General features: G+C 61.8%; 23 protein-coding genes. 9 read left to right on the forward strand and 14 right to left on the reverse strand.

Annotated features, from left to right (window positions below; translation table 11 throughout):
* Positions 1–85 precede the first annotated feature (85 nt).
* Entirely contained in the window at positions 86–1,927 is a 1,842-nt protein-coding gene (locus HMPREF2757_RS07120) for a glycosyltransferase (RefSeq protein ID WP_083304166.1), read from the forward strand.
* A gap of 11 nt (positions 1,928–1,938) precedes the next feature.
* Here HMPREF2757_RS07120 and HMPREF2757_RS07125 read toward each other — a convergent pair whose 3' ends face one another.
* Positions 1,939–3,225, reverse strand: coding sequence for a CDP-glycerol glycerophosphotransferase family protein (locus HMPREF2757_RS07125; RefSeq protein ID WP_141750212.1), 1,287 nt, complete (start codon positions 3,223–3,225; stop codon positions 1,939–1,941).
* Positions 3,226–3,369: 144 nt separating this feature from the next.
* Here HMPREF2757_RS07125 and HMPREF2757_RS07130 point away from each other — a divergent pair, with 144 nt between their 5' ends.
* Positions 3,370–3,993, forward strand: coding sequence for a DUF805 domain-containing protein (locus HMPREF2757_RS07130; protein ID WP_083304167.1), 624 nt, complete (start codon positions 3,370–3,372; stop codon positions 3,991–3,993).
* A 70-nt stretch (positions 3,994–4,063) separates the two neighbouring features.
* Here the strand turns inward: HMPREF2757_RS07130 and HMPREF2757_RS07135 are convergent, their stop codons facing one another.
* The 4 genes from HMPREF2757_RS07135 to HMPREF2757_RS07150 form a co-directional block, all read right to left on the reverse strand.
* Positions 4,064–4,666 carry a DUF2127 domain-containing protein gene (locus tag HMPREF2757_RS07135; protein WP_070574678.1) on the reverse strand — a complete coding sequence of 201 codons (603 nt, stop codon included), beginning with the start codon at positions 4,664–4,666 and terminating at the stop codon, positions 4,064–4,066.
* Positions 4,663–5,427 (reverse strand): phosphatase PAP2 family protein, encoded by a 765-nt coding sequence (locus tag HMPREF2757_RS07140; protein ID WP_070574680.1) that lies wholly within the window; start codon positions 5,425–5,427, stop codon positions 4,663–4,665. Before HMPREF2757_RS07140 ends, HMPREF2757_RS07135 begins: the two co-directional genes overlap by 4 nt.
* Entirely contained in the window at positions 5,428–5,913 is a 486-nt protein-coding gene (locus HMPREF2757_RS07145) for an NUDIX hydrolase (RefSeq protein ID WP_070574682.1), read from the reverse strand.
* 100 nt (positions 5,914–6,013) lie between these two features.
* A complete protein-coding gene (locus HMPREF2757_RS07150) occupies positions 6,014–7,342 on the reverse strand; it encodes a short-chain fatty acid transporter (protein WP_070575317.1) in 1,329 nt (442 codons plus the stop codon).
* A 283-nt stretch (positions 7,343–7,625) separates the two neighbouring features.
* Between HMPREF2757_RS07150 and HMPREF2757_RS07155 the strand changes: the two genes are divergently transcribed.
* On the forward strand, positions 7,626–7,997 hold the full coding sequence (locus tag HMPREF2757_RS07155) for a nuclear transport factor 2 family protein (RefSeq protein ID WP_070574684.1): 372 nt from the start codon (positions 7,626–7,628) through the stop codon (positions 7,995–7,997).
* 191 nt (positions 7,998–8,188) lie between these two features.
* On the opposite strand, the gene HMPREF2757_RS07160 is transcribed toward HMPREF2757_RS07155, so the two are convergent.
* The 5 genes from HMPREF2757_RS07160 to HMPREF2757_RS07180 form a co-directional block, all read right to left on the reverse strand.
* Entirely contained in the window at positions 8,189–9,136 is a 948-nt protein-coding gene (locus tag HMPREF2757_RS07160) for a 3-hydroxyacyl-CoA dehydrogenase NAD-binding domain-containing protein (protein WP_070574686.1), read from the reverse strand.
* On the reverse strand, positions 9,136–10,611 hold the full coding sequence (locus HMPREF2757_RS07165) for a peptide MFS transporter (RefSeq protein WP_070574687.1): 1,476 nt from the start codon (positions 10,609–10,611) through the stop codon (positions 9,136–9,138). The genes HMPREF2757_RS07160 and HMPREF2757_RS07165 overlap by 1 nt, the downstream gene beginning before the upstream one ends.
* 123 nt (positions 10,612–10,734) lie before the next feature.
* Complete coding sequence (locus tag HMPREF2757_RS07170; protein ID WP_070574689.1) at positions 10,735–12,387, reverse strand: long-chain-fatty-acid--CoA ligase; 1,653 nt, start codon at positions 12,385–12,387, stop codon at positions 10,735–10,737.
* A 172-nt stretch (positions 12,388–12,559) separates the two neighbouring features.
* Complete coding sequence (locus HMPREF2757_RS07175; protein ID WP_070574691.1) at positions 12,560–13,108, reverse strand: GNAT family N-acetyltransferase; 549 nt, start codon at positions 13,106–13,108, stop codon at positions 12,560–12,562.
* Positions 13,105–14,064 carry an ornithine cyclodeaminase family protein gene (locus HMPREF2757_RS07180; RefSeq protein ID WP_141750213.1) on the reverse strand — a complete coding sequence of 320 codons (960 nt, stop codon included), beginning with the start codon at positions 14,062–14,064 and terminating at the stop codon, positions 13,105–13,107. Before HMPREF2757_RS07180 ends, HMPREF2757_RS07175 begins: the two co-directional genes overlap by 4 nt.
* Positions 14,065–14,173: 109 nt before the next feature.
* On the opposite strand from HMPREF2757_RS07180, the gene HMPREF2757_RS07185 reads away from it, so the two are divergent.
* Positions 14,174–14,455 (forward strand): GNAT family N-acetyltransferase, encoded by a 282-nt coding sequence (locus HMPREF2757_RS07185; protein ID WP_070574695.1) that lies wholly within the window; start codon positions 14,174–14,176, stop codon positions 14,453–14,455.
* 173 nt (positions 14,456–14,628) lie between these two features.
* Positions 14,629–16,086, forward strand: a complete 1,458-nt coding sequence (locus HMPREF2757_RS07190; protein WP_070574697.1) for an NAD-dependent succinate-semialdehyde dehydrogenase — start codon at positions 14,629–14,631, stop codon at positions 16,084–16,086.
* A gap of 160 nt (positions 16,087–16,246) precedes the next feature.
* Here HMPREF2757_RS07190 and HMPREF2757_RS07195 read toward each other — a convergent pair whose 3' ends face one another.
* The 4 genes from HMPREF2757_RS07195 to galU form a co-directional block, all read right to left on the reverse strand.
* The gene (locus tag HMPREF2757_RS07195; RefSeq protein WP_070574698.1) at positions 16,247–17,377 is read right to left on the reverse strand and encodes a hypothetical protein; all 1,131 of its coding nucleotides are present in this window, start codon (positions 17,375–17,377) and stop codon (positions 16,247–16,249) included.
* A gap of 207 nt (positions 17,378–17,584) precedes the next feature.
* A complete protein-coding gene (locus tag HMPREF2757_RS07200; RefSeq protein ID WP_070574700.1) occupies positions 17,585–18,256 on the reverse strand; it encodes a GNAT family N-acetyltransferase in 672 nt (223 codons plus the stop codon).
* 48 nt (positions 18,257–18,304) lie between these two features.
* Entirely contained in the window at positions 18,305–18,910 is a 606-nt protein-coding gene (locus HMPREF2757_RS07205; protein WP_070574702.1) for a hypothetical protein, read from the reverse strand.
* A gap of 105 nt (positions 18,911–19,015) precedes the next feature.
* Positions 19,016–19,930, reverse strand: coding sequence for a UTP--glucose-1-phosphate uridylyltransferase GalU (gene galU, locus HMPREF2757_RS07210; protein WP_070574703.1), 915 nt, complete (start codon positions 19,928–19,930; stop codon positions 19,016–19,018).
* Positions 19,931–19,974: 44 nt separating this feature from the next.
* On the opposite strand from galU, the gene HMPREF2757_RS07215 reads away from it, so the two are divergent.
* From HMPREF2757_RS07215 to mscL, 4 genes are all read left to right on the forward strand, one after another.
* The gene (locus tag HMPREF2757_RS07215) at positions 19,975–20,670 is read left to right on the forward strand and encodes a 5-formyltetrahydrofolate cyclo-ligase (RefSeq protein WP_070574705.1); all 696 of its coding nucleotides are present in this window, start codon (positions 19,975–19,977) and stop codon (positions 20,668–20,670) included.
* A 147-nt stretch (positions 20,671–20,817) separates the two neighbouring features.
* Positions 20,818–21,024 (forward strand): FmdB family zinc ribbon protein, encoded by a 207-nt coding sequence (locus HMPREF2757_RS07220; RefSeq protein WP_070574707.1) that lies wholly within the window; start codon positions 20,818–20,820, stop codon positions 21,022–21,024.
* 130 nt (positions 21,025–21,154) lie between these two features.
* Complete coding sequence (locus HMPREF2757_RS07225; RefSeq protein WP_083304169.1) at positions 21,155–21,832, forward strand: SAF domain-containing protein; 678 nt, start codon at positions 21,155–21,157, stop codon at positions 21,830–21,832.
* Between the two features lie 238 nt (positions 21,833–22,070).
* Positions 22,071–22,535 (forward strand): large conductance mechanosensitive channel protein MscL, encoded by a 465-nt coding sequence (gene mscL / locus HMPREF2757_RS07230; RefSeq protein ID WP_070574711.1) that lies wholly within the window; start codon positions 22,071–22,073, stop codon positions 22,533–22,535.
* The last annotated feature ends 77 nt before the right edge of the window (positions 22,536–22,612 follow it).

Genomic DNA, 22,612 nt, shown 5'->3' on the forward strand with positions numbered 1-22,612 from the left:
TCCGCCGAGCGGGTGCCGTTTACCACAGCAGCGGCAGGGCATTCCTGAGTTTCCACTCAGCGGCTGCGCAATAGAGTGGCTGTTGATGAACTCGTCACTGCCTCGGCGTGTGCGCCGCATAATCCCCGCCCTGCTCCGCTCTGAGCCCAAGGGCATTCTTCCTGCTGGCAACTACTACACCATGCTGTGGGCCATTCCCGAGACCTTTGGCGGGATGACCTCAGTCGCGTTGGAGCGGTCCTCGGCATTTGCCCGCCGAGACAACCGCCCCGTCGAGATCCTCACATTTTCGCGTGACAACAGCGGCGAAGAACGTGAACGAGCCCTCAAAGCTGAAGGCCGACTGGATAAGCGCGTTTCCCTGCGCAACGTCTGGGAAGACCTCAGCCAATGGTCAGATGACGAACTTGCTCGCATGAAGGGCACAGCTCAGCCCGTACCGGAAGCGGTCGACGACGCCCTCCCCCGCACGTCGGGCGAGGCATGCGAGCAGCGAACCGATGATGTTGGCACAGTTCTGCAGACTGACCATTACAGCGCAGGGGGCAACCTGCTGGTCATCGACCGCCAAGACACAAAAACCCGCGGCACCAAGGGCGGACGCCTGTTGACCCTCCTGAACTCACAGGGGGAAATCATCGGCCAGTGGCGTACCGCCACCGCTTTCTACAAGGCATGGCTCAACGCTGTCTTCGGAAATAAGCCCAGCTATGTCATCGTCGATTCGTCCTATGCGGGGTCCCTCTTCAGCACCTATAGGAAAAAGAACGTCATCTTCTGCACTGCGATGCACAGCAATTTCCTCGAGAACCACAAAACCGATGCGCGCAGGCTGATCCGCGGCAAGTTCAAGATCCTGCGCAACCTTGACCGTTTCGACCGGGCAATCACGCTGACCCACGCCCAACAGCGAGACATGCTCGAGCACCATTTGTCCTCCGGCAACCTCACCGTTATGCCCAACCTGATTCGCAATCTCAAGGGCAACGCCAAGAAGCCCCGCACCAAGACACACGGTCTCATGCTGGCCCGACTCACCAAGGGCAAAAGGATCGACCACGCTATCCGTGCTGTGACTGCAGCATGTGCCAGCGCACCACGACTGCAGCTGGATATCTGCGGTGATGGCGATATGCACAGCAAACTCGCCCAGCAGATCGACGCCAACAGCGGGGGCGGGCACATCACCCTGCGCGGTTATGTCAGCAACGCCAAAGAGCACTTCCACGATGCCTCGTTCAGCCTTCTGACCAGCGCTCAGGAAGGCCAACCGTTGGTGATCCTCGAAAGCATGTCAGCCGGCTGCATTCCGATTGCCTACGACATCAAATACGGTCCGAGTGACATCATCACCGACGGAGTGGACGGCTTCCTCGTACCCGATGGCGACATTGAGGCCCTCACCCAGGCAATCATCCGGATAACCACAATGGACGATGCCGAACTCACCACCATGCGCCGCAACGCCATTAAGCGGGCACAAGACTTCTACGAAGCCACCATCGTCGAAAAATGGGCGGCCATGTTCCGCGGCTGTTCATTCGATCCATTTCAACGCTCGCAGGCCATCGCGAACCTGACCTCGCTGACAGTCACAGACACCGGCGTCGCAATCGAAGCATCCGTTGAAGACCACCCCTGGGAGCAGACCGCCCACACCTACGTGTCATGGTGCCTGACGGGCACAACCTACTACGGCCGCACCCCGGCTGATTTTGACGGAACGACTCTTCGCGCGCACATTCCCCTGTCCGAACTGCAGCTGCTGCCAGCAGGAACCCTAGAGCTGTCCGCGGACTTCGCAGACGGCCGTTCGTTCCGCCGCACCCGCATCCTGGCTGACCAAACTCCAACAGCAGCTGGCCCGTTCTTCACCTCGGCCCTCGATGACGAAGGACAGCTGAGCCTGCAGATCAGCAAACACTGAACCGGCAGACTTCAACTGTTGCCGGCATTGAGCTGCCGATCGGCCCAGCGCTGCTCCACAACACCGGCAACAGCCGCCGCAAAGCGCCGCCTCTGGCTTCCGGGGCTCGTATCGCCCAAGTAGTAACGGCACACTTTTTCGCGTTCTGCTCGACCAGAATCCCTTGAGTCGAGTTGCTGCCGAACCATCTGCGCTGCCTGCCGACCCCCTTCGGCAGTGCCCGCAGCCGACGGCACCCGCTCAAACAGACCACCGGCAGCCACCTCGGCACCCGGATCGGTCGGAGCTAGCGCCACCAGCGGCTTATGCGTTGCCAACCAGTCGAACGCAACTGACGACATTTCCGCAACACACGCATCTGCTGCGGCAAACTGCCACGACACCGTCGGAGAATCATCAAAAACAGAGCCGTCGGCTGCCGCCACAATTTCACGGATCTGGGCATCAGCCCGAGCACACTCCGGCTTGACCACCCCGGTGCGCGGATGCGGCCGGTAGATGACACCGACACCGGCGTTCACCAGCCCCTCTACCAAAGGCACGCCCGACTGGGCGAGAGTGCCGTAGGCCATTGAAGGCGAATCGCCTTCCCACGTGGGTGCATAGAACACAGTGGGCCTGCTGCCATCGAGCACCTGCTGGAAGCACTGTGGCAGGGGCTGCGCATAGTCCAACTGGGGCCTGCCGACATCCCTCATGTCCGGCAGCCGCCCCAGAAGCGCCTTCTCAATCCGCTGCCTGGCAGCCAAACCAGCCGTGAATACACAGTCATAGGCCTTCAGCTGATTCGACACCATTGAGATCTTTTCGCTCTCGCCGTGCGACAAATGCACATGAGCTGGCCCCGGATACCGCAGAGCCTGAAAATTCAGCACAGCCTGATTGACATACAGCACCGCGCACAGCGTGGGCTGAGTCATAAAGCGATCAAGGTCAGCCGTCAGCCGCGCATAGCGAACCGGCAGTTCCGTCAGCTGGGCAATTTCGCGGGCGTTGTCCAGATTGCGCATCAGAATGCCCACCGGCCACGGTGCGCCTTCTCCCGGACCGTCCAAAGTGGTGCCTGACTCCAAACTCATGGTGGCCGCAAGGTCCTCAATAGGGGCCAGCCACTGCTTGAGCTGATACGACGACGCCCTGTCACCCGCGTGATACACCCCGACCACAAAGCCGTCATCACGTGACGGCCTGAACTTCGGATCCAACCGCCGTTCTGCTGCACGCACCGACAGTTCACGGCCCATCTGGGCTGAGAATCGCTTCGCCGATGAAAGCACGTGGGACACCCTGTTCATCATGCTGACAAGTATGCCAGCGTGAAGCTGTCAAAGCGCTCGGGTTCCGGCTGCCAAGGCGGGGGTCTAGACACGCCGAGACTTCCCATACAACTGTCAGAAAACACTAGACTGGCGGTCAGCAGCATCACCCAACCGTGGAGAAACATGAGCTCGAATCCCAACGACCCGCATCCGACATACGGCAGCTACGAGCAGCAGCTCGGGGCATCCTCATTCAGCGCTGGGGAGCCTTTCGGTGGAGCACAGTCCACACCGCAGAACGCAATGATGACAGAGGCCGACTACCGCCAGCTTGGCCAAACGCCCCCGCTGTCACAACCGCTCTACGGTGCGAAACCCATAACCGCCTACATCCGCTTCTGGAAGAAATACGTGCGGTTCAAAGGCTACGCTTCAAGGTCTGAATACTGGTGGCCAGCACTGATCAACACCCTCATCTTTGTGGGTGTGTACGTCCTTGCCGTATCCGTAGCAGCGATCGGCGCCAGTATGAGTGACCAAACCACCTACTCCGGATACAACAGCGAACCTGTCACACCGGATATTGCCATCTCCCTAATGCTGTTTTTGGCCTTGTTTGGGCTGTCCATCCTCCTGCCTTTACTGTCCGTAGGCTGGCGGAGAATTCAGGACGCCGGCATGCACGGCGCGCTGACGTTCCTTTACTTCATCCCGTTCGTGGGCAGGTTCATCGTCATGGTCTTGTGCGTATTTCCGAGCAAACCAGAACTCCGCAACCCCAGCTACGACGACAACACCGGCGACTGACCCCACCGCCCAACCACCACGAGGTGCCTGCTCAGATGAGCAGGCACCTCGCCATTTTTCTGGGCTGGGGTCAGTCCGCGGGTGTATCCGGGTGTTCCTGGGCGGCAGCGGCGGCTTCTTTCAGCGCCTTCTGGCGTTTCTGCAGGTTCCATTCGTGACGGGTCAGCCACACAATGAAGATGTCGAAGATCGTCAGCGCCAAGAAGAAGATCGACTGGCGGGCGAAGATCTCATATGTCTGATAGATGATGAACACTGCCAAAAATCCGAGCATCCACGGGTAGGCCCACATTCTGCCCTTCAGCACAGCCCACACCAGAACGATCTTCGTGGCCGCGTGGCTGATCATGTAGATCGCCGCATACAGCTGAATACCCGAATCCAGATGCTCCGTCTGCTGCAGAAGCCACGCTGTGACAGGGTTATCCGCATTGCCCGCAGTGAGCTTCACCGCCAGCTGGTGCCACACGTGCCTGGGCACAACGAGAACCACAATGCCGGAAGCCATTTGGCCCAGGCCGAACAGGCCCTTGCCGATCAACGTGATGTAGAAGATCACGTGCAGCCAGTGTTCGCGCTTGCGCTGGGCGGGCGGAATGAGTTCGTCCGGGGTTTCCGTATCCGCCAGAGTCGGCACCAGGCGTTCGGCCGCGTCGTGCTGATGAAAAGTCATGCCGGAGCTTCCGTGTTCTTCGGGGCATCCGTGCTTTTCCGAACATCTGTGTTCCTCAGCGCAGTCAATCTGCGGCGAACAAGCACATACAGCACCAAACAGGCCCCCACGCCCACCAAACAGCCGGCACTCACATCCGTGAAATAGTGCACGCCCAAATACAGGCGAGACAAACAGATGAGGGCGGTCATGCCCAAAGCACCCGCCCAAATGAGCGCCCGCTGCCACAGGCGCACAAACAGCAGGCTGAACACAACGGCCGAAGAGAACAGCAGCGCCGACGTACCCGTTGCGTGCCCGGAGGGAAACGAAAAGTTCGTTTCCAACACCATCCGATGTTCCACCGCGGGCCGCGGGCGCGCATACAGCGGTTTGAGCGAATGTGTGATGGCCGAGGCGAGCGCAACGCAGCCTGCAATATAGGCTGCCGGGCGCCAACTGCGCGCCAGAATCCACACGAGGGCCGACACCGCCGCGCCCAAGATGATCGTGCCCAAGGGGCTGAAGATATTGGTGAAGAACACCAGAACAGCAGTGCGCGGATCGCTGCGGTGATCAATCATGTCTCCGAGCACTTCGCGATCGGCCTCCATCACCACACTGGTCTGCACAAACAGACCGAATACGACCACCAGGGCAAACAAGAGCACGCCCGTGCTGATCCGCTTGACAGGCGGATTGGGGGCTGGGCGGTTATTGCCGGATGGCTCTTCGACAGGTGGGTTGGCATTTGGGCCAGGTGCGCCTTCGCGGTTGGTCATTCACTTCACCCCGCGGTTCAGCAGCTCAGGAATGACATGATTGCGCGTCAGCGGCGCAAAGGCACGCTCCGGAGTGTCCCCGGGCAGGTCCGCAATGGGGAACCACTGCGCCTGATCGATTTCGCTGAAGAAACACGGGTCCTCAGCATTCAGCCCCGCCGGTGTTCCGCGATGCAGAAACACCGTCCCGGTCACGTGAGTGTCGGGTTCATTAGCCGCATCCGTGGTCCACGATCCCAGCAGTTCCAGCTGATCCGGGCTGAGATTCAAGCGCAGCTCTTCCGCTATTTCACGGACGGCAGCGGCCTGTGCGTCCTCACCCGGTTCGATCTTTCCGCCCGGCAGCATAAACGACGATGTCCCCTTTTTGCGGACCATCAGCAGCTCGGGCCCTTCGGGGTGGACCAGGCACACGGCTGCGACGACAACAGACTTCGGAGACTGCTTTGGGGATTCACTCGGGGGCTGTTTCGGGGACTTGCACATCCAACCAGTATGGCCCACCAGCTTGGGAGGTCAGTGAGCCCGTGCAGGCCATGGTCGTTACTGCGCGGGCCCGGTGTGCTGCCTGGTCGGAGGGCGCCCATCAGACGATGAAACTCACCGCAAACAGGGTTCCGCCCAACACGATGCCCGAACCCACAAGGGTCATTGTGGTGTAGCCCAGAATGTCACGCATCTTCAGACCCGCAATTGCGAGCACGGGCAGAGCCCAGAACGGTTGAATCATATTGGTCCACTGATCCCCGTAGGACACCGCCATGATCGCAACCGAAGGGTCGACGCCGAGTGATTCGGCGGCCTTCAGCATGATCGGCCCCTGCACGGCAAACTGCCCACCACCAGAGGGCACAAAGAAATTGACTACACCGGCAGCGAGGAAAGCGAGAACACCGAAAGTGTGCGGACCAGAGATCGACACCAGCGCGTTCGAGAAGATCTCAATAAGGCCCGAAGCGCTCATGATACCCATAATGCCCGCGTACAGAGGGAACTGCAGAAGAATCTCGCCGACATTGACCGCCGCGCCCTTCGCCAAGTAGATGATCTCAAACGGGCTGCGCACCAGAAGCAGGATGAGCGTCAAGAAGCTCCAGTTGACGATGTCGAGGGTCATTGTGCCCCCGCGCACAAAGTGAACAACAACATACGCCGCAAGCAGCAGCCCCACCAGGACGGTCGGGACACGGGACGCGTCAATGCGGTCGGCCGGGGTGACGATCTCCTCGCCGACGAAGGGCTTTTCACCGTGTTCGACTTCCGCGGGCATTTCGACAATCGGCGCGCTGGACTTCGGCGCAGTAAGAGCAAACAGAATCGCCATCACAATGAGCACTCCAGCGGCAGCCGCCAGGTTCCACCACACGAATATGGTCTGCGTGACCGGAATGGTGCCGCCCATTGCCTCATCGAGGAACGACCCCGGCGTCGCCGCTGTCAGCGGGCCCGAAGCCGAATAGCCCATGTGCCACACGACCATGCCGGAATAGCCAGCCGCAACAAGCAGCGGGAAATGCACCTTGAACCCGCGGCGACGAGCCGACCGGGCCACCTCGACCGCCAACAGCGCACCGACCACCAGCGACAAGCCCCACGTGATGAGCGCTGACACGCCAGCCACCAAAAAGACCAAGACGTAGGCAGCACGGGGGCTGGAAGGCACATCGGCAATCTTGGTCAGCAGCTTCCGCACCGGCGCAGTGTGGGCCAACATGTGCCCCAAGAAGATGATCAGCGCCATCTGCGTCATAAACTCCAGCAGACCCGAAAGGCCATCGCCCCAGCCGACCAGCACATCGACAGGTGCAGTCGGAGTGAGCACAAGCGCAAGAACACCGACAACAGCACTCAGCGCAATAGCGAACATGAGCGCTGACGGCGTCCACTTCTCCAACAGCGAATTCAACGGCCGCATGATCGCCGGAGCCGCAGCAGAGCTGGGAGGCGTGGCGGTTTCAGCACGATCCGCAGCAACCGCCCGGCTTTCAGAAGCCGGCGATTGAAGCTCACTGCGGCTGCTGGAATCTGAATGTCCGTTCGCGGACTCCGACATGAGAGCGCTCCTTTGCGTTCGTGTGCTGGTTCACAGTTATCGTAGAGAACGCCCAGCCGGAGGGCGAAACCTCTGATGCAGACGCCTGTCGCAGAAACGAGTCTGCGCACGCTCAATGCAATGACGCCACACGAAAGGACGGACCATGACCGCCGAACTCTCCCCCGCCGATGTTGAAGCTCTCGTCCGCCGGTACTACACCACCGTCGACGCCGGTGACGACAACGCCACCGCAGACCTCTTCGCCGCTGACGGCACGTACGACCGGCCCGGCTACGACACCATGGTCGGTGAAGACATCCGCCGGTTCTACCTGGAAGACCGCGTGATCGAATCTGGTGAACACACGCTGTTGGACATCATTGTCAGCGGAAGCCAGGCGGCTTCCCGCGGCGAATTCAACGGCAAGCTCAAAGACGGTTCAGACGCGCACGAAGGCTTCGCCGACTTCTTCGTCTTCAACGCCGACGGCACAATCGCCAAGCGCACCAGCTACTTCTACCGCGCCGCAGTGTGAGGTGTGAGGTGGGTTCGGCCCACAACTCCGCCGGTGCTGCTAAAAGTTACTCTGCCGTCTAGTCGGAAGAACGAGGCAAAAACGCACGGATCGCCTCAATATTCCACCTAGAATGCAGAATCCCTCGCCGAGCAGAAGAAACCGAACCCGGCGAGGGAATCTGACGGTTAAGCGAAGCCCATGCCCGGCCGTCAACGCCCCGCGGCTCTCGCACGCAGGATCGCGTTTTGGATTTCGTCGCGGCGAACAGCGATCGACTCCTCAGGCGGCATGCCGTAGGCAGCTTCAGTCTGCTCGAAAACCTCGGTCATACCTTCCATAGACATGTCCGGCTCAGGCAGATCGATCTGTGCGAAGCTCGGCCCAATGTGCTCGATCAGCCCTCGCAGACCAGCCTTGCCGCCGCCTAAGTGCAGGCCTTCAAACGGCCCAACCGCAGCCCAACGGATGCCCAGTGAATTGCGTACAGCAGCATCGAGATCTTCAACATCCACAACACCGCTCTGCACCAGGTGCACAGCTTCACGCAGCACCGCATTCTGCAGTCGGTTGCCCACAAAGCCGCGCGCTTCCTTCTTCAGCACAATCGGCTCACGGCCCACACCGCGATAGAACTCGACAGCTGTCTGCACCGCGGCGTCCGAGGTTTTCGGCGAAGGCACGACTTCCACCAGCGGCATGATGTGCGGCGGGTTGAACGGGTGCCCCACCAGCAGGCGGGCAGCGACATCGTCCGGCAGCTCGGCAGCGGTCACCGATGCCGGGATCGCCGACGAACTCGACGCAAACACCGCCTGCGCCGACGCATGCTGGGCAGCTGCGGCGAAGAGTTCGCGCTTCACATCGACACGCTCCGGGCCGCATTCCTGGACGAAATCAGCTCCCGAGGTGGCATCTGCCAGGGGATCTTCCCCCTCCGCAGCCCGCACGGAACCGGCCGAAACCGAACCAGCCCCAGCCGGCACCTCGTCAGCCTCACCCGAACCAGACCCAGCCTCAGCCAACTCGGCAGAAAACCCCGAAACGATCTCCCCGAGATCCTCCCGAGGATCGCTCAGAACAACTTCGTGGCCGTGAGAGGCAAACAGCTTGGCCCACGACTGGCCGATAACACCAGCACCGATAACAGCGATCTTCATCAGCGAACACCCTTCATGAGTTTGGTGACGGGTTTGGCCGCGGCCAGCACAGCGGCGCCGAACACCAGAGCGGCAATGCCGTGCCACATCCAGTACGGCAGCTGGTTGTCCACCGCGTAGAAGCGGGAGGTCACACCGGCAAGCGACGTTCCGACACCGGAGGCCAGGAAGAACAGGGCGATCATCTGCGAGCGGAACACTCTGGGAGCCAAACGGCTGGCGGCGGAAAGCCCGATGGGTGAGATCAGCAGTTCGGCAATGACGAACAGCATCAGCAAGAAGATCATGTAGAGCAAGGGTGTGCGCGCCCCGCCGGTGCCGCTGGCAGAGAACGGAATGAACAGCAGGAACGCGACACCGATCAGCAGCAGCGAAAGACCGGCTTTGACCATGGTCGAGGGCTGCTTGTCACCCATGCGTAGCCACAGGGCCGACGTTCCCATCGACAGCAGGATCACCCACGCTGCGGGAATGAGGGTCACCCATGCAATCGGCATTTCCCAGCCGAACACCGCCCGGTTGAGGCTTTCATCGGAGTACACAACCAGCACGCCGAAGATCTGCTGGTACAGCGCCCAGAAGACCACGGAAGCCAAGAAGAACGGAATGAATGCAAACACGCGCGATCGCTCAACAGCCGTGACCTGCTTGCTGGTGGTCATAATCGTGAAGTACACGATCGCAGCGAAGGCAGAAACCCCGGCAATCCACGTGGAGATATTCGACACCGTCAGCCAGCCGAAAGCCACAACGGCCCAAATGGCCAGCACAACCGCCACGACGGCCGCCGGCAGAATCCACAGCTTGTTGCGCGGAAGAGGGTTGACCGTTCTGCGCGAATCCGCCGGCAGGTTCTTCCGGCCGGTCATGTAGGCAAGCAGGCCGAGCGCCATACCGACCGCGGCGGCACCGAAGCCGATGTGGAAGCCAATCCGATCCTGCAGCAGACCCACAATCAGCGGACCCAGCAGAGCACCGATGTTGATGCCCAGGTAGAACAGCGAGAACCCGGCATCGCGCCGCGGGTCCTTTTCCGAATACAGCGTGCCGACAATCGCCGAAGCAGTCGCCTTCAGACCACCCGAACCGAGTGCCACCAGCCCCGTACCGATGAGCACACCGGCAAAGTCCGGCACAATCGCCAACGCCACGTGGCCTGCCACGATGATGATCGCGCTGCTGAACAGCACCCGCTCGGAGCTGAGCACGCGGTCGGCAATCCAGGAACCCAGAATGGTCGCCAGGAACACCGCCCCGCCATAGGCGCCGACAAACGCGGTGGCAACCGTTTTGGAGTAGCCCAAACCGCCGTCGGCAACCGAGAAGTACAGGTAGATCGCCAGGATCCCCTGCATGCCGTAATACGAAAACCGCTCCCACATCTCCAAGCCGAACAGCTGGGCGAGCGGAAGCGGGTGGCCGAAGAAGCGAGTATCCGCTTGGACTTCGTCAGAACTCTTTGCTGGGGTTTTCATCACTCCACCAGCGTAGAGGACAACAGAGCACGAGGCGCCGCTGAACTTCCCGACCACCGCACCTTAGGTGGGGTGCAGCTGGGAGGCAGGCGGCGCCTCGTGAAGGAGAAGACGCTGGTCAGATCAGCTGTTTGCTTCGTCCCAGTCCTCGCGCAGGACCTTCTTGTCGAGCTTGCCGACAGAGGTGCGGGGCAGCTCTTCGGCAATGATGATCTTGTCCGGCAGCTGCCACTTGGCAAAACGGTCCTTGAGAACCGCGATGATCATGTCGTCCGTGACTTCCTTGCCGGGGCGAGGCACAACGAAAGCGACGGGACGTTCGTCGAACCGGGCATCCGCCACACCGATGACAGCGGCTTCGAGGACAGCCGGTTCATCGAGGATCGCGTTTTCCATGTCGATCGAGCTGATCCACTCACCGCCGGACTTGATGACGTCCTTCAGGCGGTCAGTGATCTTGCGGTGACCCGACGGCAGGATGACCGCGACATCGCCCGAACGCCACCAGCCGTCCATGAAGCGGTCGTCGTTGTCATCGAGCTTGTAGTACGACTCCGTGATCCAGGGGCCGCGCATAATGATCTCGCCGTTGGACTTGCCGTCGTGCGGAACATCCTCGCCAGTGGGGTCGACCACACGGGACTCGACACCCAGCAGCGGCACACCCTGGGCACGGCGGATGTCCCACTGTTCGTCCTCCGACAGGTCATGCAGCCACGGCGGCAGCTGCCAGTTGATCGACGCCAACGGGGACGTTTCCGTCGCACCGTAGCCGTGGATGACATAGGCGCCGGTCAGTTCTTTAAAGCCCTTCATGAGCGCAACAGGAGGTTCGGTCGAACCGGCGATCATGCGGGTGCGCGACAGATCCGGCGGAGTGTCCAGTGAACGGAAGTACTCAAGAATCGGCGCAAACAGTGCAGGCGCACCGTTCGTGACGGTTACGCCCTCCCGGGCAATCGCCTCGGCCACCGGCCCGATGTCCGTTGCCGAGAACATACCCGGCAGAACGAGCTTCGCTGCGGCACCCATCGCCGCCTGCGGGAAGCCCCACGACAGCACGTGGAACATCGGCGTAAACGGCATAGCAACATCAGTGAAGTCGATCTTGAGGTTGCTGATGACCGCCATGGTGTGCAGGTACATGGAACGGTGCGAATAGTAGACGCCCTTCGGACGTCCCGTGGTGCCTGTGGTGTACCCCGCGTAGCAGGCCGTGGTCTCTTCAACCTGCTGGAATTCGTAGTCATCGCCGTGTTCTTCGGCAGCCTCAGCCAGCAGGTCCTCGTAGAAGTAGGCGTTGGGCAGGTTGTGCTCAACTTCCGATGATGGCTTGTCCGTCATGATGACGAAGCCCTTGACGTAGCTGGCCTTGGCAATCGCTTCGGCAATCGGCAGGAGGGTTTCGTCAATGAAGATCCACTCGGCGTTCGAGTGGTTCACGACGTACTGAATGTCTGTCGGCGCCAGGCGGATGTTGATCTGCAGCATGGTCGCCGCAAGTGCGGGGATGCCGAAGTAGAGCTCGAAGTGGCGCAGCGAGTTCCAGTCGGCAACACCGACCATCGTGCCCGGGCCGATGCCCAACTTGTCCAAAGCGTGCGCCAAGTGGCTGACCCGCTTGCCGAATTCACCGTACGTCGTGTTGTGCCACTGGCCGTCAACGGTGCGGTGGGTGATGACCTGCTGCGGGAAGTTGTTCACCGCGTGCCGCATCAGAGTGGTGGTGTTCAGCTGGTAGCTGTCACCGAGAGTCGAAGGGATTCCTTTGAGCATGTGTCCTCGCTTCCTGTGGGAACAGCGTCCCGCCGAACAGGCCGAAAAGCAGCCGCCAGCCCACTTCTATGTGGGCCGAAGGCTGACGCACAGGTCTGTCCGGCGGATGGCTACTGATGAGTCTAAACCTATTTCCGAACCCGCTGTGCACCCGATCACATAGTCTTCAGGTTCAGGACAGCGGCTTCGTGAGCACTGCGAATTCGAGGTCGTCGCACTTGGGAACCCCAAAGCGCTCCTGACCGTAGGGGAACGGCTCGGTCTGCCCCGTGCGGACATAGCCGCGGCGCTCATAGAAGGCGATGAGCTCCGCGCGCTTGCTGATGACCGTCATCCGCATGGCCGTCGTGCCCCACTGACGCTGAGCATAGGATTCGGCGAAGGCCATGAGCTCTTTGCCCACCCCGCTGCCCTGCGCGTCAGGAGACACGGCGAACGTGCCGAAATACGCGACACCGTCGCCTTCATCGGCAAGCGTCACGGTAGCCAGCGGAGAGCGGGGACCTGCAGGCGCCTGGTCATCTGATGGGAAGGCGACCAGAACAGTCGAGGTGCCGATCATGTCCTCGACCATGGGCAGATCGACCCGCTGCCCGCCCAGAAGATCAGCCTCCGTCGTCCACCCGGAGCGCGAGCGCTCGCCACGGTAAGCAGATTCGATCAGTTCTACCAGCGCGGGAGCGTCGCCCAGTTCGGCGCGGCGGACTACAAGACGGCTCACTTGTCAGCCTCCCCGCGCACGCCGCGGTATGCCAGGCCTGCCACGACAATGTCTTCCCAGCCTTGGCCGACTGTCTTCCACACAAAGGGGCGATCGTCGGGAATGCGGGCCCCAGCGGAGTTCACGATGTCGCTGAACGACAGAACCTCATCCCAGGTCAGGTGGCCTTCTTCAACCGCCTGGTGAACGTCCCCGGCTTCACGTCTGCCGTTGTCGAGAGCTTCCACGCCGACGGTCGAACGGCCCAACAGTTCGCCGGGAAGTTCACGGGCGTCCAACAGGTGAGAGCCCATCGCGACGACAACCGCGTCATCGCGCACGTGGACATCCTCCAGCAGGGGTTCAGAGGCGCCGGTCGCCGTGACAATAAAACCGGCCCGCTGGACAGCGGCAACAGCTTCAGGGCTGTTGGACGTTGCTTCAGTGAAGTCGATGCCGAACTCCGCAGCCTTTTCGGCAACCCTCTGCGCTTTGCCCTCACCGCGAACAACCGCGGTGATCGAGGTCAGCGGCACGGTAGCCAGTGCGGCCTCAATGTGAGCGGCAGCCTGCGCTCCCCCACCGAAGATCACCATCGCAGCACCCTCTGCGAAGCGGCGCTGCAGCACGTCTTTCACCCCGGCCATTGACAAAGCGGGAGTGCGCAGCTCAGTGATCGCGGCACCGTCGACAGTCGCCAGCGGAGTCTGCGTTTGGCCGTCGAACAGCAGAACACTGCCCTGAATTGTCGCCAGGCCGCGGTCGGCGTTCTCCGGGGTGACAGTCAGCACCTTGATGCCCACGAAATCGCCGACAGCGCTGGGCATGAAGAGAAATTGGCCGTTGGGAAGATCAGCCGATGTACGCGGCAGGCAGGTTTCCGGATCATAGCCTCCGCGCAGAGCTTCGCGCATGCCGTCGCGCGCCTGAGCTGACGACACGGTCGACAGCAGGGTTTCGGCGTCGATGTTCAACAAGGAAACCTCCCACGGGTTTGAGTATCCGGGTTTGCATGTGCTGGTCACCACTGTAGACGGAATAAGCTGAGCGCCTCACCTCGTTTCGACGAGTGAGGAAGGGAGACCCATGACGAACGTCAACGTAGAACACCAGCGCGAGAACAAGCGCTACGTCGGATTCATCGACGGCGAAGAAGCAGGTTTCGCCGCCTACAGCGAAAACGGCACCCACCGCGACTTCTTCCAAACCGTCACCCACGACGGCTACACCGGAAAAGGAGTCGCCGGCCAGATCGTAGGCCACGCGCTCAGCGAATCAGTCAACGACGGGTTTACGTTCACGCCTTCATGCAGCTACATCGAGCACTACATCGGAAAGCACCCCGAATACGCCGAACACGTCAAATGACGCACACACCCGCGAACGGCCGGTGAGCACAGCGGAACCGGGCCGTGGACAGGGTGGTGAGCGGCGCCTCGTCAGCTGTTGAGTGCAGGCGCTGACCAGCAAAAAAGGGGAAGCCGAACGGCACCCCGGGCGCATACACTGGCACAGGAGCAAAGAGAAAGGACGGCTCAAGCATGGACGCACAGTCGATCATCGACAAGGTCAACACGGGACTGTTCATCGACGGGCAGTGGCGCGACGCCGAAACCGGCGACACCATCGACGTCATCAACCCCGCCACCGGGAAAGTCATTGCGAAGGTTGCCGACGGCAGCGAAAAGGACGCGCAGGACGCCATCGAAGCAGCTGGCCGCGCCCAGAAGTCGTGGGCGGCAACCCCGCCGCGCGAACGCGGTGAAATCCTGCGTCGCGCTTTCGAGCTGCTCATGGAACGACAGGATGAAATCGGTGCGGTCATGACCGCTGAAATGGGCAAATCGCTCACCGAAGCCAAGGGCGAAGTGGCCTACGGCGCCGAATTCTTCCGCTGGTTCTCCGAAGAGGCCGTGCGCGTCGGCGGTGACTACATGAAGTCCACCGACGGCAAAAACCGCCTCATGATCTCCAAGGAGCCGGTTGGCCCGTGCATCCTGGTCACGCCGTGGAACTTCCCGCTGGCCATGGGCACCCGCAAGATCGGACCCGCACTGGCAGCAGGCTGCACCGTTGTGCTCAAGCCCGCGCAGCTGACCCCGCTGACTTCGTTCATGCTCACGGAAGTGCTCATCGAAGCCGGTGTTCCCGCGGGCGTGGTCAACGTCGTCACGTCGAGCTCGGCCCGCCGCGTGGTCACCCCGTGGATGGAATCCGGAATTGCGCGCAAGATCTCCTTCACCGGATCCACCGATGTCGGCAAGAACCTGTTGAAGCAGGCGGCCGACAACGTGCTCAAGACCTCTATGGAGCTCGGCGGCAACGCACCGTTCATCGTGTGTGAAGACGCTGACCTCGACAAAGCGGTCGACGGGGCAATGCAGGCGAAGCTGCGCAACATCGGCGAAGCCTGCACGTCGGCCAACCGACTGATCATCCACTCGTCCGTGGCGGATGAATTCGCCAAGCGGATGGCTGAGCGCATGAGCACGCTCAAGGTCGGCAACGGGCTTGAGGAAGGCGTTGACATCGGGCCGCTGGTTGAAGAAAAGGCACTCGACAAGGTTGCTGAGCTGGTGGATGAGGCCGTTTCCGCCGGTGCGACCGTCGTCACCGGCGGCAAGCGCATTGAAGGCGACGGCTTCTTCTACGAGCCGACCGTTCTGACGAACATCCCCGCCGGTGTTGCCATCAACCACGAAGAGATCTTCGGACCGGTTGCCCCGATCTACACCTTCGACAGTGAAGACGAGGCCATCGAGATGGCCAACGCCACCGAATTCGGGCTGTCGTCGTACCTCTACACGGAGAACCTGGAGAAGGCCCTGCGTCTGTCCGAGCAGATCGAAGCCGGAATGGTCGGCCTCAACACCGGCCTCGTTTCCAACCCGGCCGCCCCCTTCGGCGGGGTCAAGGAATCCGGTCTGGGACGCGAAGGTTCGCAGTTCGGCATCGACGAATACCTCGAAATCAAGTACGTTGCCACGCCCGTCGGCTGATTGCTCAGCGCGCACTTCTGCAGATCAGGGCGCATATGGAGGCGATTTTTGCCTCCGGATGCGCCCTGATCTGCACACCACCCGGCGTGCAGGACGCTGAAATACTGAAGCCTCGCACGGTGATAGAACCGGGCGAGGCTTCAGCAGTTGAGTTCAGAGATCAGGCGCGGCGGCGAGCCAGCAGATCGTTGACCTTTGCATAGGCGGCGTCCTCAGCAGCACGCGACACAGCGCCCAGCTGCGCGGTCTGCTTGTCGGCACGGATTGCCTTCCGCCCGTGTTTCAGGGCCGCAGTGCCGTCATCTTCCTTTGCCGCATCGACCAGTTCGGGAACAGTGCCGTCGGCCGCCGCGAAGTGTTCGGCGGCGGATTCGCGTTCTGCAGGTGAGCCTTCAGCTTTCTGCGCATCGCCTGCGGCATCCTGCGCGGCTTTCTCACCAGCCTCCCGAGCCACCTTGACGTACGTGGGCTCCGGCACCGGGCGAGGCGCAAACTCAGCACTCGCCACGACCTCTCGGGTGCGCTGAACACCAGTTGAGACAACTGGGATTTCGCCGGTCGGAGCTTCGAGGTCCAACACCTCTCGGCCTGCAGCATCGTTGCGGCGCGCAGAGCTGGCCGCCAAGCGACGCGCGTCCTCAGCACGGGCTTCGCTATTGTCTCCGCTATCGCGAAAAGCAGGCTTTGAATCCGACGAGGCGGCAGTCGCCTTGTCTTTCTGCGCGGGCGTCTGCCGGCTCACCTTGGCCGAGGAAGGCTCAGCTTTCACCGTCGGCGTGGGCTCAGCGGTGCGGGTCTTCTGCGCAGTGCGCGCCGGCTGCGCGGCCGGGGCAGCTTTTACGGTCGGGGCAGCTTTTGCTGCGGGCGCAGGTTTGCCGGTTCCAGCCTGAGCACCGGCAGTCCGACCGGCAGCACCCTGCGAACCAGCCACCCGATCAGCAGCGCGACCGGCGGGAGCTGAACGACGCTCGACTGCGCTTTCGGAGGCTTCGCCGTTGATGGCTATGACAACCAGCACGCAGCTGAGCGCCATGGCTGTGCTGAGCACGGGAACCGCCCAGGTCAGAGCCGTGAACAGGGAAAAGAAGAACGTGACGATCGTTGTGAGGCTGAAGAGCAGAAAACCGATTCCGAGCGCGCGTCGCACATTGCGCGTGTCCACACCGGCTGCAGCGTCGCCGTTGCCAGCACCACGGTGTGCTGGTGCACCGCTGTGAGTCGAAGCAGCATTCTGCGCGCCGCGTGCAGATTCCCGAGTGCTGCGCGGCTGCGATGAGCTGTGTGAATTCATAGATGTGTCCGTCCGGCGCCGTTTTCGCTGATCATCCAGAACACAACAATATGCAGACCCCTTATTGGGTGGGGGATGCTTTGCGGTGTGTCTGTCACATTGTCAGCGTCTATTCACATTCACGGCCCCGCACTGCCTGCCAGCACGCTTTTCCCAACTGCCGAGGCACCAGCCGAGCTCCGCCTGCCCACTCACCTTCAGGGCGCCTCACCCATCTGCCCACCCGCGGTCACGGGTGTAGAGGCTGGTCAGCCCGGTGGGCACCTCGTCAGCAAGCAGGGCGTAAGAGCGGTGATCCGCCCACTTTCCCGCAATGTGCATGTACCCTCGGCGCACACCCTCAAACCGAAATCCCAGCTTTTCGACAACGCGGAGGCTCTTGGCGTTTTCGGGTCGAATGTTGATCTCCACCCGGTGCAGCCCCAGCTCAAAGAAACAGGCGTCGACAGTCATAGCCACAGCAAGCGGAACGAGCCCCCGCCCCGCCATGCGCGAATCAATCCAATAGCCGATCTGCGCTGAGCCGATCGACCCCCACTGAATATCCGAAACGCTCACCTGCCCGCGAAAACTCCCGGCAATCTCAATGGCAAACGGGAGCGCCTCTCCCCTTCTGGCCCGTGCTTTCAATGCCCGGCGCATAAAGTGAAACGCGGTGCGCTCCTCCTTGAGGGCCGCTCGGAGATTCGGGTCGGAAGACTGCTCGTCAAGGCTGCTCGCCGCCCAGGCCGCAGAACCGCCGGGCACGGAAGCCCCGGGCAGAGTTGCGTCCCACGGTCTGAGCCAATCGCGATTAGCCACCCGAACCTCGGCAAAGGCCGCAGCGTCAGAGCGCTTGAGCGCCCGCAGAACCAAGCTCTGCGGGCCCACCAGTCGCATCGGCCACCACGGAGCACCCACGCCTCTCAGCCCCACAGCGCCGCGCGCTTAAGCATCACCCTCGTCATCCGGGGTGACAGGGCGCGGCATCTGAAGGATCGAAGCACCGCCGGAGGGTTCATTTCCGGGCCCGCTGCGAGATTCACCGCGCAGACGATCAGAGGGCCCGCCCGGCCCAGTGTCGCTGTCGCGCTGCTCCAACAGCTGGGAGTACAGCGGAAGCAGTTCGGACATGACGGAAGCTGCCACCGCCTCGTCAGCGGGCAGGGCAATAGCGAGTGTCGTGCCGACCCATCCAACCCACGGGGCCGTGAACAGCACGTGAGCAGCCCCGTGACGGCGAGCGGAATCGAAGATGATCGCCTGCAGCCCCGGCAGCGGCGTGTCGGTGAACTGTGACAGGGCGCCGGCCACATCCATGCTGTCATCGGCGCTGAGCCCTCCGACCAGCACGAGCAGATCCGCCGAATCAGCAAAGGCATCGCACAGCGGCCCCACACCGGCAACATCCGGCAGGAGTGCTTCGATGGAGTCAAAACCGGCGCTTTCGAGCTCTTCGTGCACGGAGGTCGCCGCCTGCGCTGCCAGCGAATCGCCCCCGAGCGGCGCAACCGCAGCACTTCTGTGAGGCGGCTGCCACTGACCCGCAGTCATCAGAGAACCTCCCGGATGCCGATTGGGCATGAGCGCACAGCGGCAGAAGCGCGCGTTGGCATGCTCATCTGCGCATCTGGGGCAGCGCCTGCCGCATCACCCTTCTCAGTCAAGGGCGCTCACGTAGTCGCGCAGCCAGTCGTTGAGGTCTTTGCCCAGGTCATCGCGGCGGCCGGCGAGGGTGACAACAGCTTTGAGATAACTGAGCTTGTCGCCCGTGTCATAGCGGTCGCCTGAGAACACAACGCCGTAGACACCATTCGAAGACGGGTCTTCCGCCAGTGTCTGCAAAGCGTCGGTCAACTGGATCTCACCGCCGCGGCCAGGTGGGGTCTGCGCCAGCACGGGGAAGATCTCCGGTGCGAGCACATAGCGTCCGATGACTGCGAAGTTCGACGGGGCTTCTTCCGCTGCCGGCTTTTCAACCAGACCGGTGATCTTGACGGCCGAATCAACTTCCAGACCTTCAACAGCAGCATCTTCAACCGCTGCGCAGCCGTACAGGCTGACGTCTTCCGGGGGCACCTCCATGAGCGCGACAACTGAACCGCCCGTAGCTTCCTGCACCTTGATCATGGTCGGCAGAATGGGGTTGTTCGTGTCAATGAGGTCATCGCCCAGAAGCACGGCAAAAGGTTCGTCACCCACGTGCTGCTCGGCTTTGAGAACGGCGTGGCCCAGGCCCTTGGGATCTCCCTGGCGCACATAGTGAACATCCGCCAGCGTGCTGGCCTTCTGGACTTTTTCCAGTTTGGCGTCATCGCCTTTTGCCCGCAGTGTCTCTTCCAGCCCGTCAACCCGGTCGAAGTGGTCCTCCAGCGGCCGCTTGTTGCGCCCGGTGATCATGAGAACGTCGTTCAGCCCCGCATCGACGACTTCTTCGACGACGTACTGGATGGCGGGCTTGTCAACCACCGGAAGCATTTCCTTGGGGATGGCCTTCGTGGCCGGGAGGAAACGGGTACCGAGTCCGGCAACCGGAATAACAGCTTTGCGGACTTTTCTCTCAGGGTTCTTCATGCGGTCATTCTAAGCTGTAACAGATGAACGGAAGGTGAGCGACGATGGACCACAGCATCAAAGCCGCTCTGCGCGCCGATGTGCGGAAAACCCGCAGGTCAGGCAGCCTTGCTGCGGCATCCGCACAGAAGCGTCTGGCACGCGCGACCGCTCGACTCATCGCCGGTCGTCCTGCCGTCGTCGCCTACGCGGCACTGCCCGGCGAACCCAACCTCGATTCCGCGCTGAATGCCCACATGCACGACGGCGGCACCGTGTTCCTGCCCGTCACCCGCCCGAATAGGCCGCTCACCTGGGGGCGAGCTCCCGGCCGCATGGACCTCCCACCGCGGGGCAAGTGGCACATTCGCGAACCCCGCGAAGAGCTCACCACCGCGCAGCTGGCCGAACACCTGCTCGACCTCACCCAACCTGCCAGCGTGGATTCCAAAGAGAACCGGGCCGGCGCCTCGGAAACTTCCGGGCCTGAGCGCGGTGCGTTCCCCCAGGACAGACCGCATGCTCCGCTCGTGCTGGTTCCGGGCCTACGGTTCGGTGCCGACGGCACCCGGCTGGGCAACGGCGGCGGGTTCTATGACCGCACTTTCGGGCCGCAGGGGCAGGCTGCCGCTCTGGCTCACGAGGTGCCGCTGACCGGAGTCTGCTTCTCTTGGGAGTTCGGCGGTCGCCTGGCGGCAGAGGAATGGGACCTCACCGTTCAGTCGGTCCTGACGGAAGACGGGCTGCGCACAGCCGAATAGTCGGTGCGGCACTCGCAGGAGCCTTGGCGGGCGGCGGAGTTCGGGGGGGGGTGCGGCGGGTGCGGCGGGTTCTGCGCATGCGCGGCTGGCTATACTTTCTGGGTCGGTCACACGGGCCGCAACAGCCCACCGTCAAGGAAAGAACACATGCCCACGTACTCCTACTCCTGTAAGAACTGCGGTCACAGCTTCGACATCCACCAGGGTTTCAACGACGATGCCCTGACAACATGCCCCGAATGCGGGCAAGACCAGCTGCGCAAAGTGTTCGGTTCACTCGGGGTGTCGTTTAAGGGTTCGGGGTTCTACCGCAACGATTCTCGCGGCTCATCTGACGGAGGCTCCGGGGACTGACGCCGCTGCTGCGGGGATTCGCAGCAATAGCAGCTCTTTCGCGACGATTGCGGAACAGCAGCGCGGCACTGTAGGTCACAGTTGCTCTTTTTTCCGTGTGTCACTTACCTCCGCGGCACACACTTGGGGCATGTCTGAACGCCTCGCCTCTCTTCGTCGAACAGTGCGGTCGCACCGAATGGTCATCGCTCCGCTGCTCGTGGGCCTTGCCACCCTGATTGCCGTCTGGACCGTCATTCCGCAAACATCCGGCAAGCCCGTCGTGGTTGCCGCCACAAACCTGGCGGCGGGAACAGAAATCACATCTGCCGACCTCGACGTTCGCACTTTTCCTCCCGCCCTCATTCCCGAAAGCGCACACAGTTCCATCGAGACAGTCGTCGGATCGCACGCTTCCGGATCACTGTCTGCCGGTGCACCCGTCACTGACAATGCCCTGTTGGAAAAGACAACAGCCCCAGACGGGACAGTCCTCGTGCCGGTGACCGCCGCTGACCCGGCATCGGCCTCAATCATCCAGACCGGCAGCAGAGTGCGCGTCTACTCTGCCCATGGCGATGGCCGCATAGGGCCGGACAGTCCAGGCCCGACTGGGGAATCAGACGGGGCAGGCGGTGCCGGACCCAAGGCGCTGACACGCAGCGGTGCGGCGGTCGTTCAGTCAGCCGTTGTCACCGGAATATCCCGTCCGGCAGGCAATGCGCTTGCTGACGACAAGCTGGTCTTCACACTGGCCGTCACCCCGGACGAAGCCGCGGAACTGGCGACAATACCGCCGGACATGCTGAGCTTCGCGATCGTCCAGTAACTCCAATAGCCGCTGCGCTCGGGGCTCTGCAGCACTGCTCAGCCGACGGCATAGTGCCCGCTCTGCAAGCACGTGCAGCAGGATCGGAAGCACAGAATAGGCGCGCTATGTGACAGATTCCACCCATTAATGGCGAGGCAACCTGCCTAATGGACAGGTTTTCTGCCTAAAATCGGTACGTATCTGTTACAAACAGTGTCCTACTTAACTCAAAAACAGGACCGCGAAAGGGAAAACCATGCTCAAAGGGTTCCGCGACTTTATTCTGCGCGGCAACGTTGTCGAACTGGCAACCGCTGTCATCGTCGGTGCTGCATTCACCGCAATCGTCGAAGCCATATCGACCAAGCTCATCCAGCCGCTGCTGGCCGTTGCGGGCCCGCCGGACATGGAAGGCCTCGGCTTTGAGATCGTCTCCGGCAACAAGGCCACCTTCATGGACTTCGGTGCTGTTATCACCGCGGCCATCAACTTCATCATCGTCGCTGCCATCGTCTACTTCGTCATCATCGTCCCGATGAACAAGCTCAACGAAATGCGCAACACCGGCGACCTCGAAGACGAAGACGTTCCGCCCACTCAGGAAGAACTCCTCACCGAAATCCGCGACCTGCTCGCAGGCCGTTCGATTGCCGGCGAACCTGCCGCAGAAGGCAACAACATCAACTTCAACAACGGTCCGGACGTCCCTCCCCGTCACTGAGATCAGCGGGATCAGCGCAGCCAGCTGACATCCCGATCAGCACAAAAGGCTGATGCCCCAAGCCGCGGCTTGGGGCA

This window comes from Brevibacterium sp. HMSC063G07 (assembly GCF_001810665.1).
Classification (GTDB): Bacteria; Actinomycetota; Actinomycetes; order Actinomycetales; family Brevibacteriaceae; genus Brevibacterium.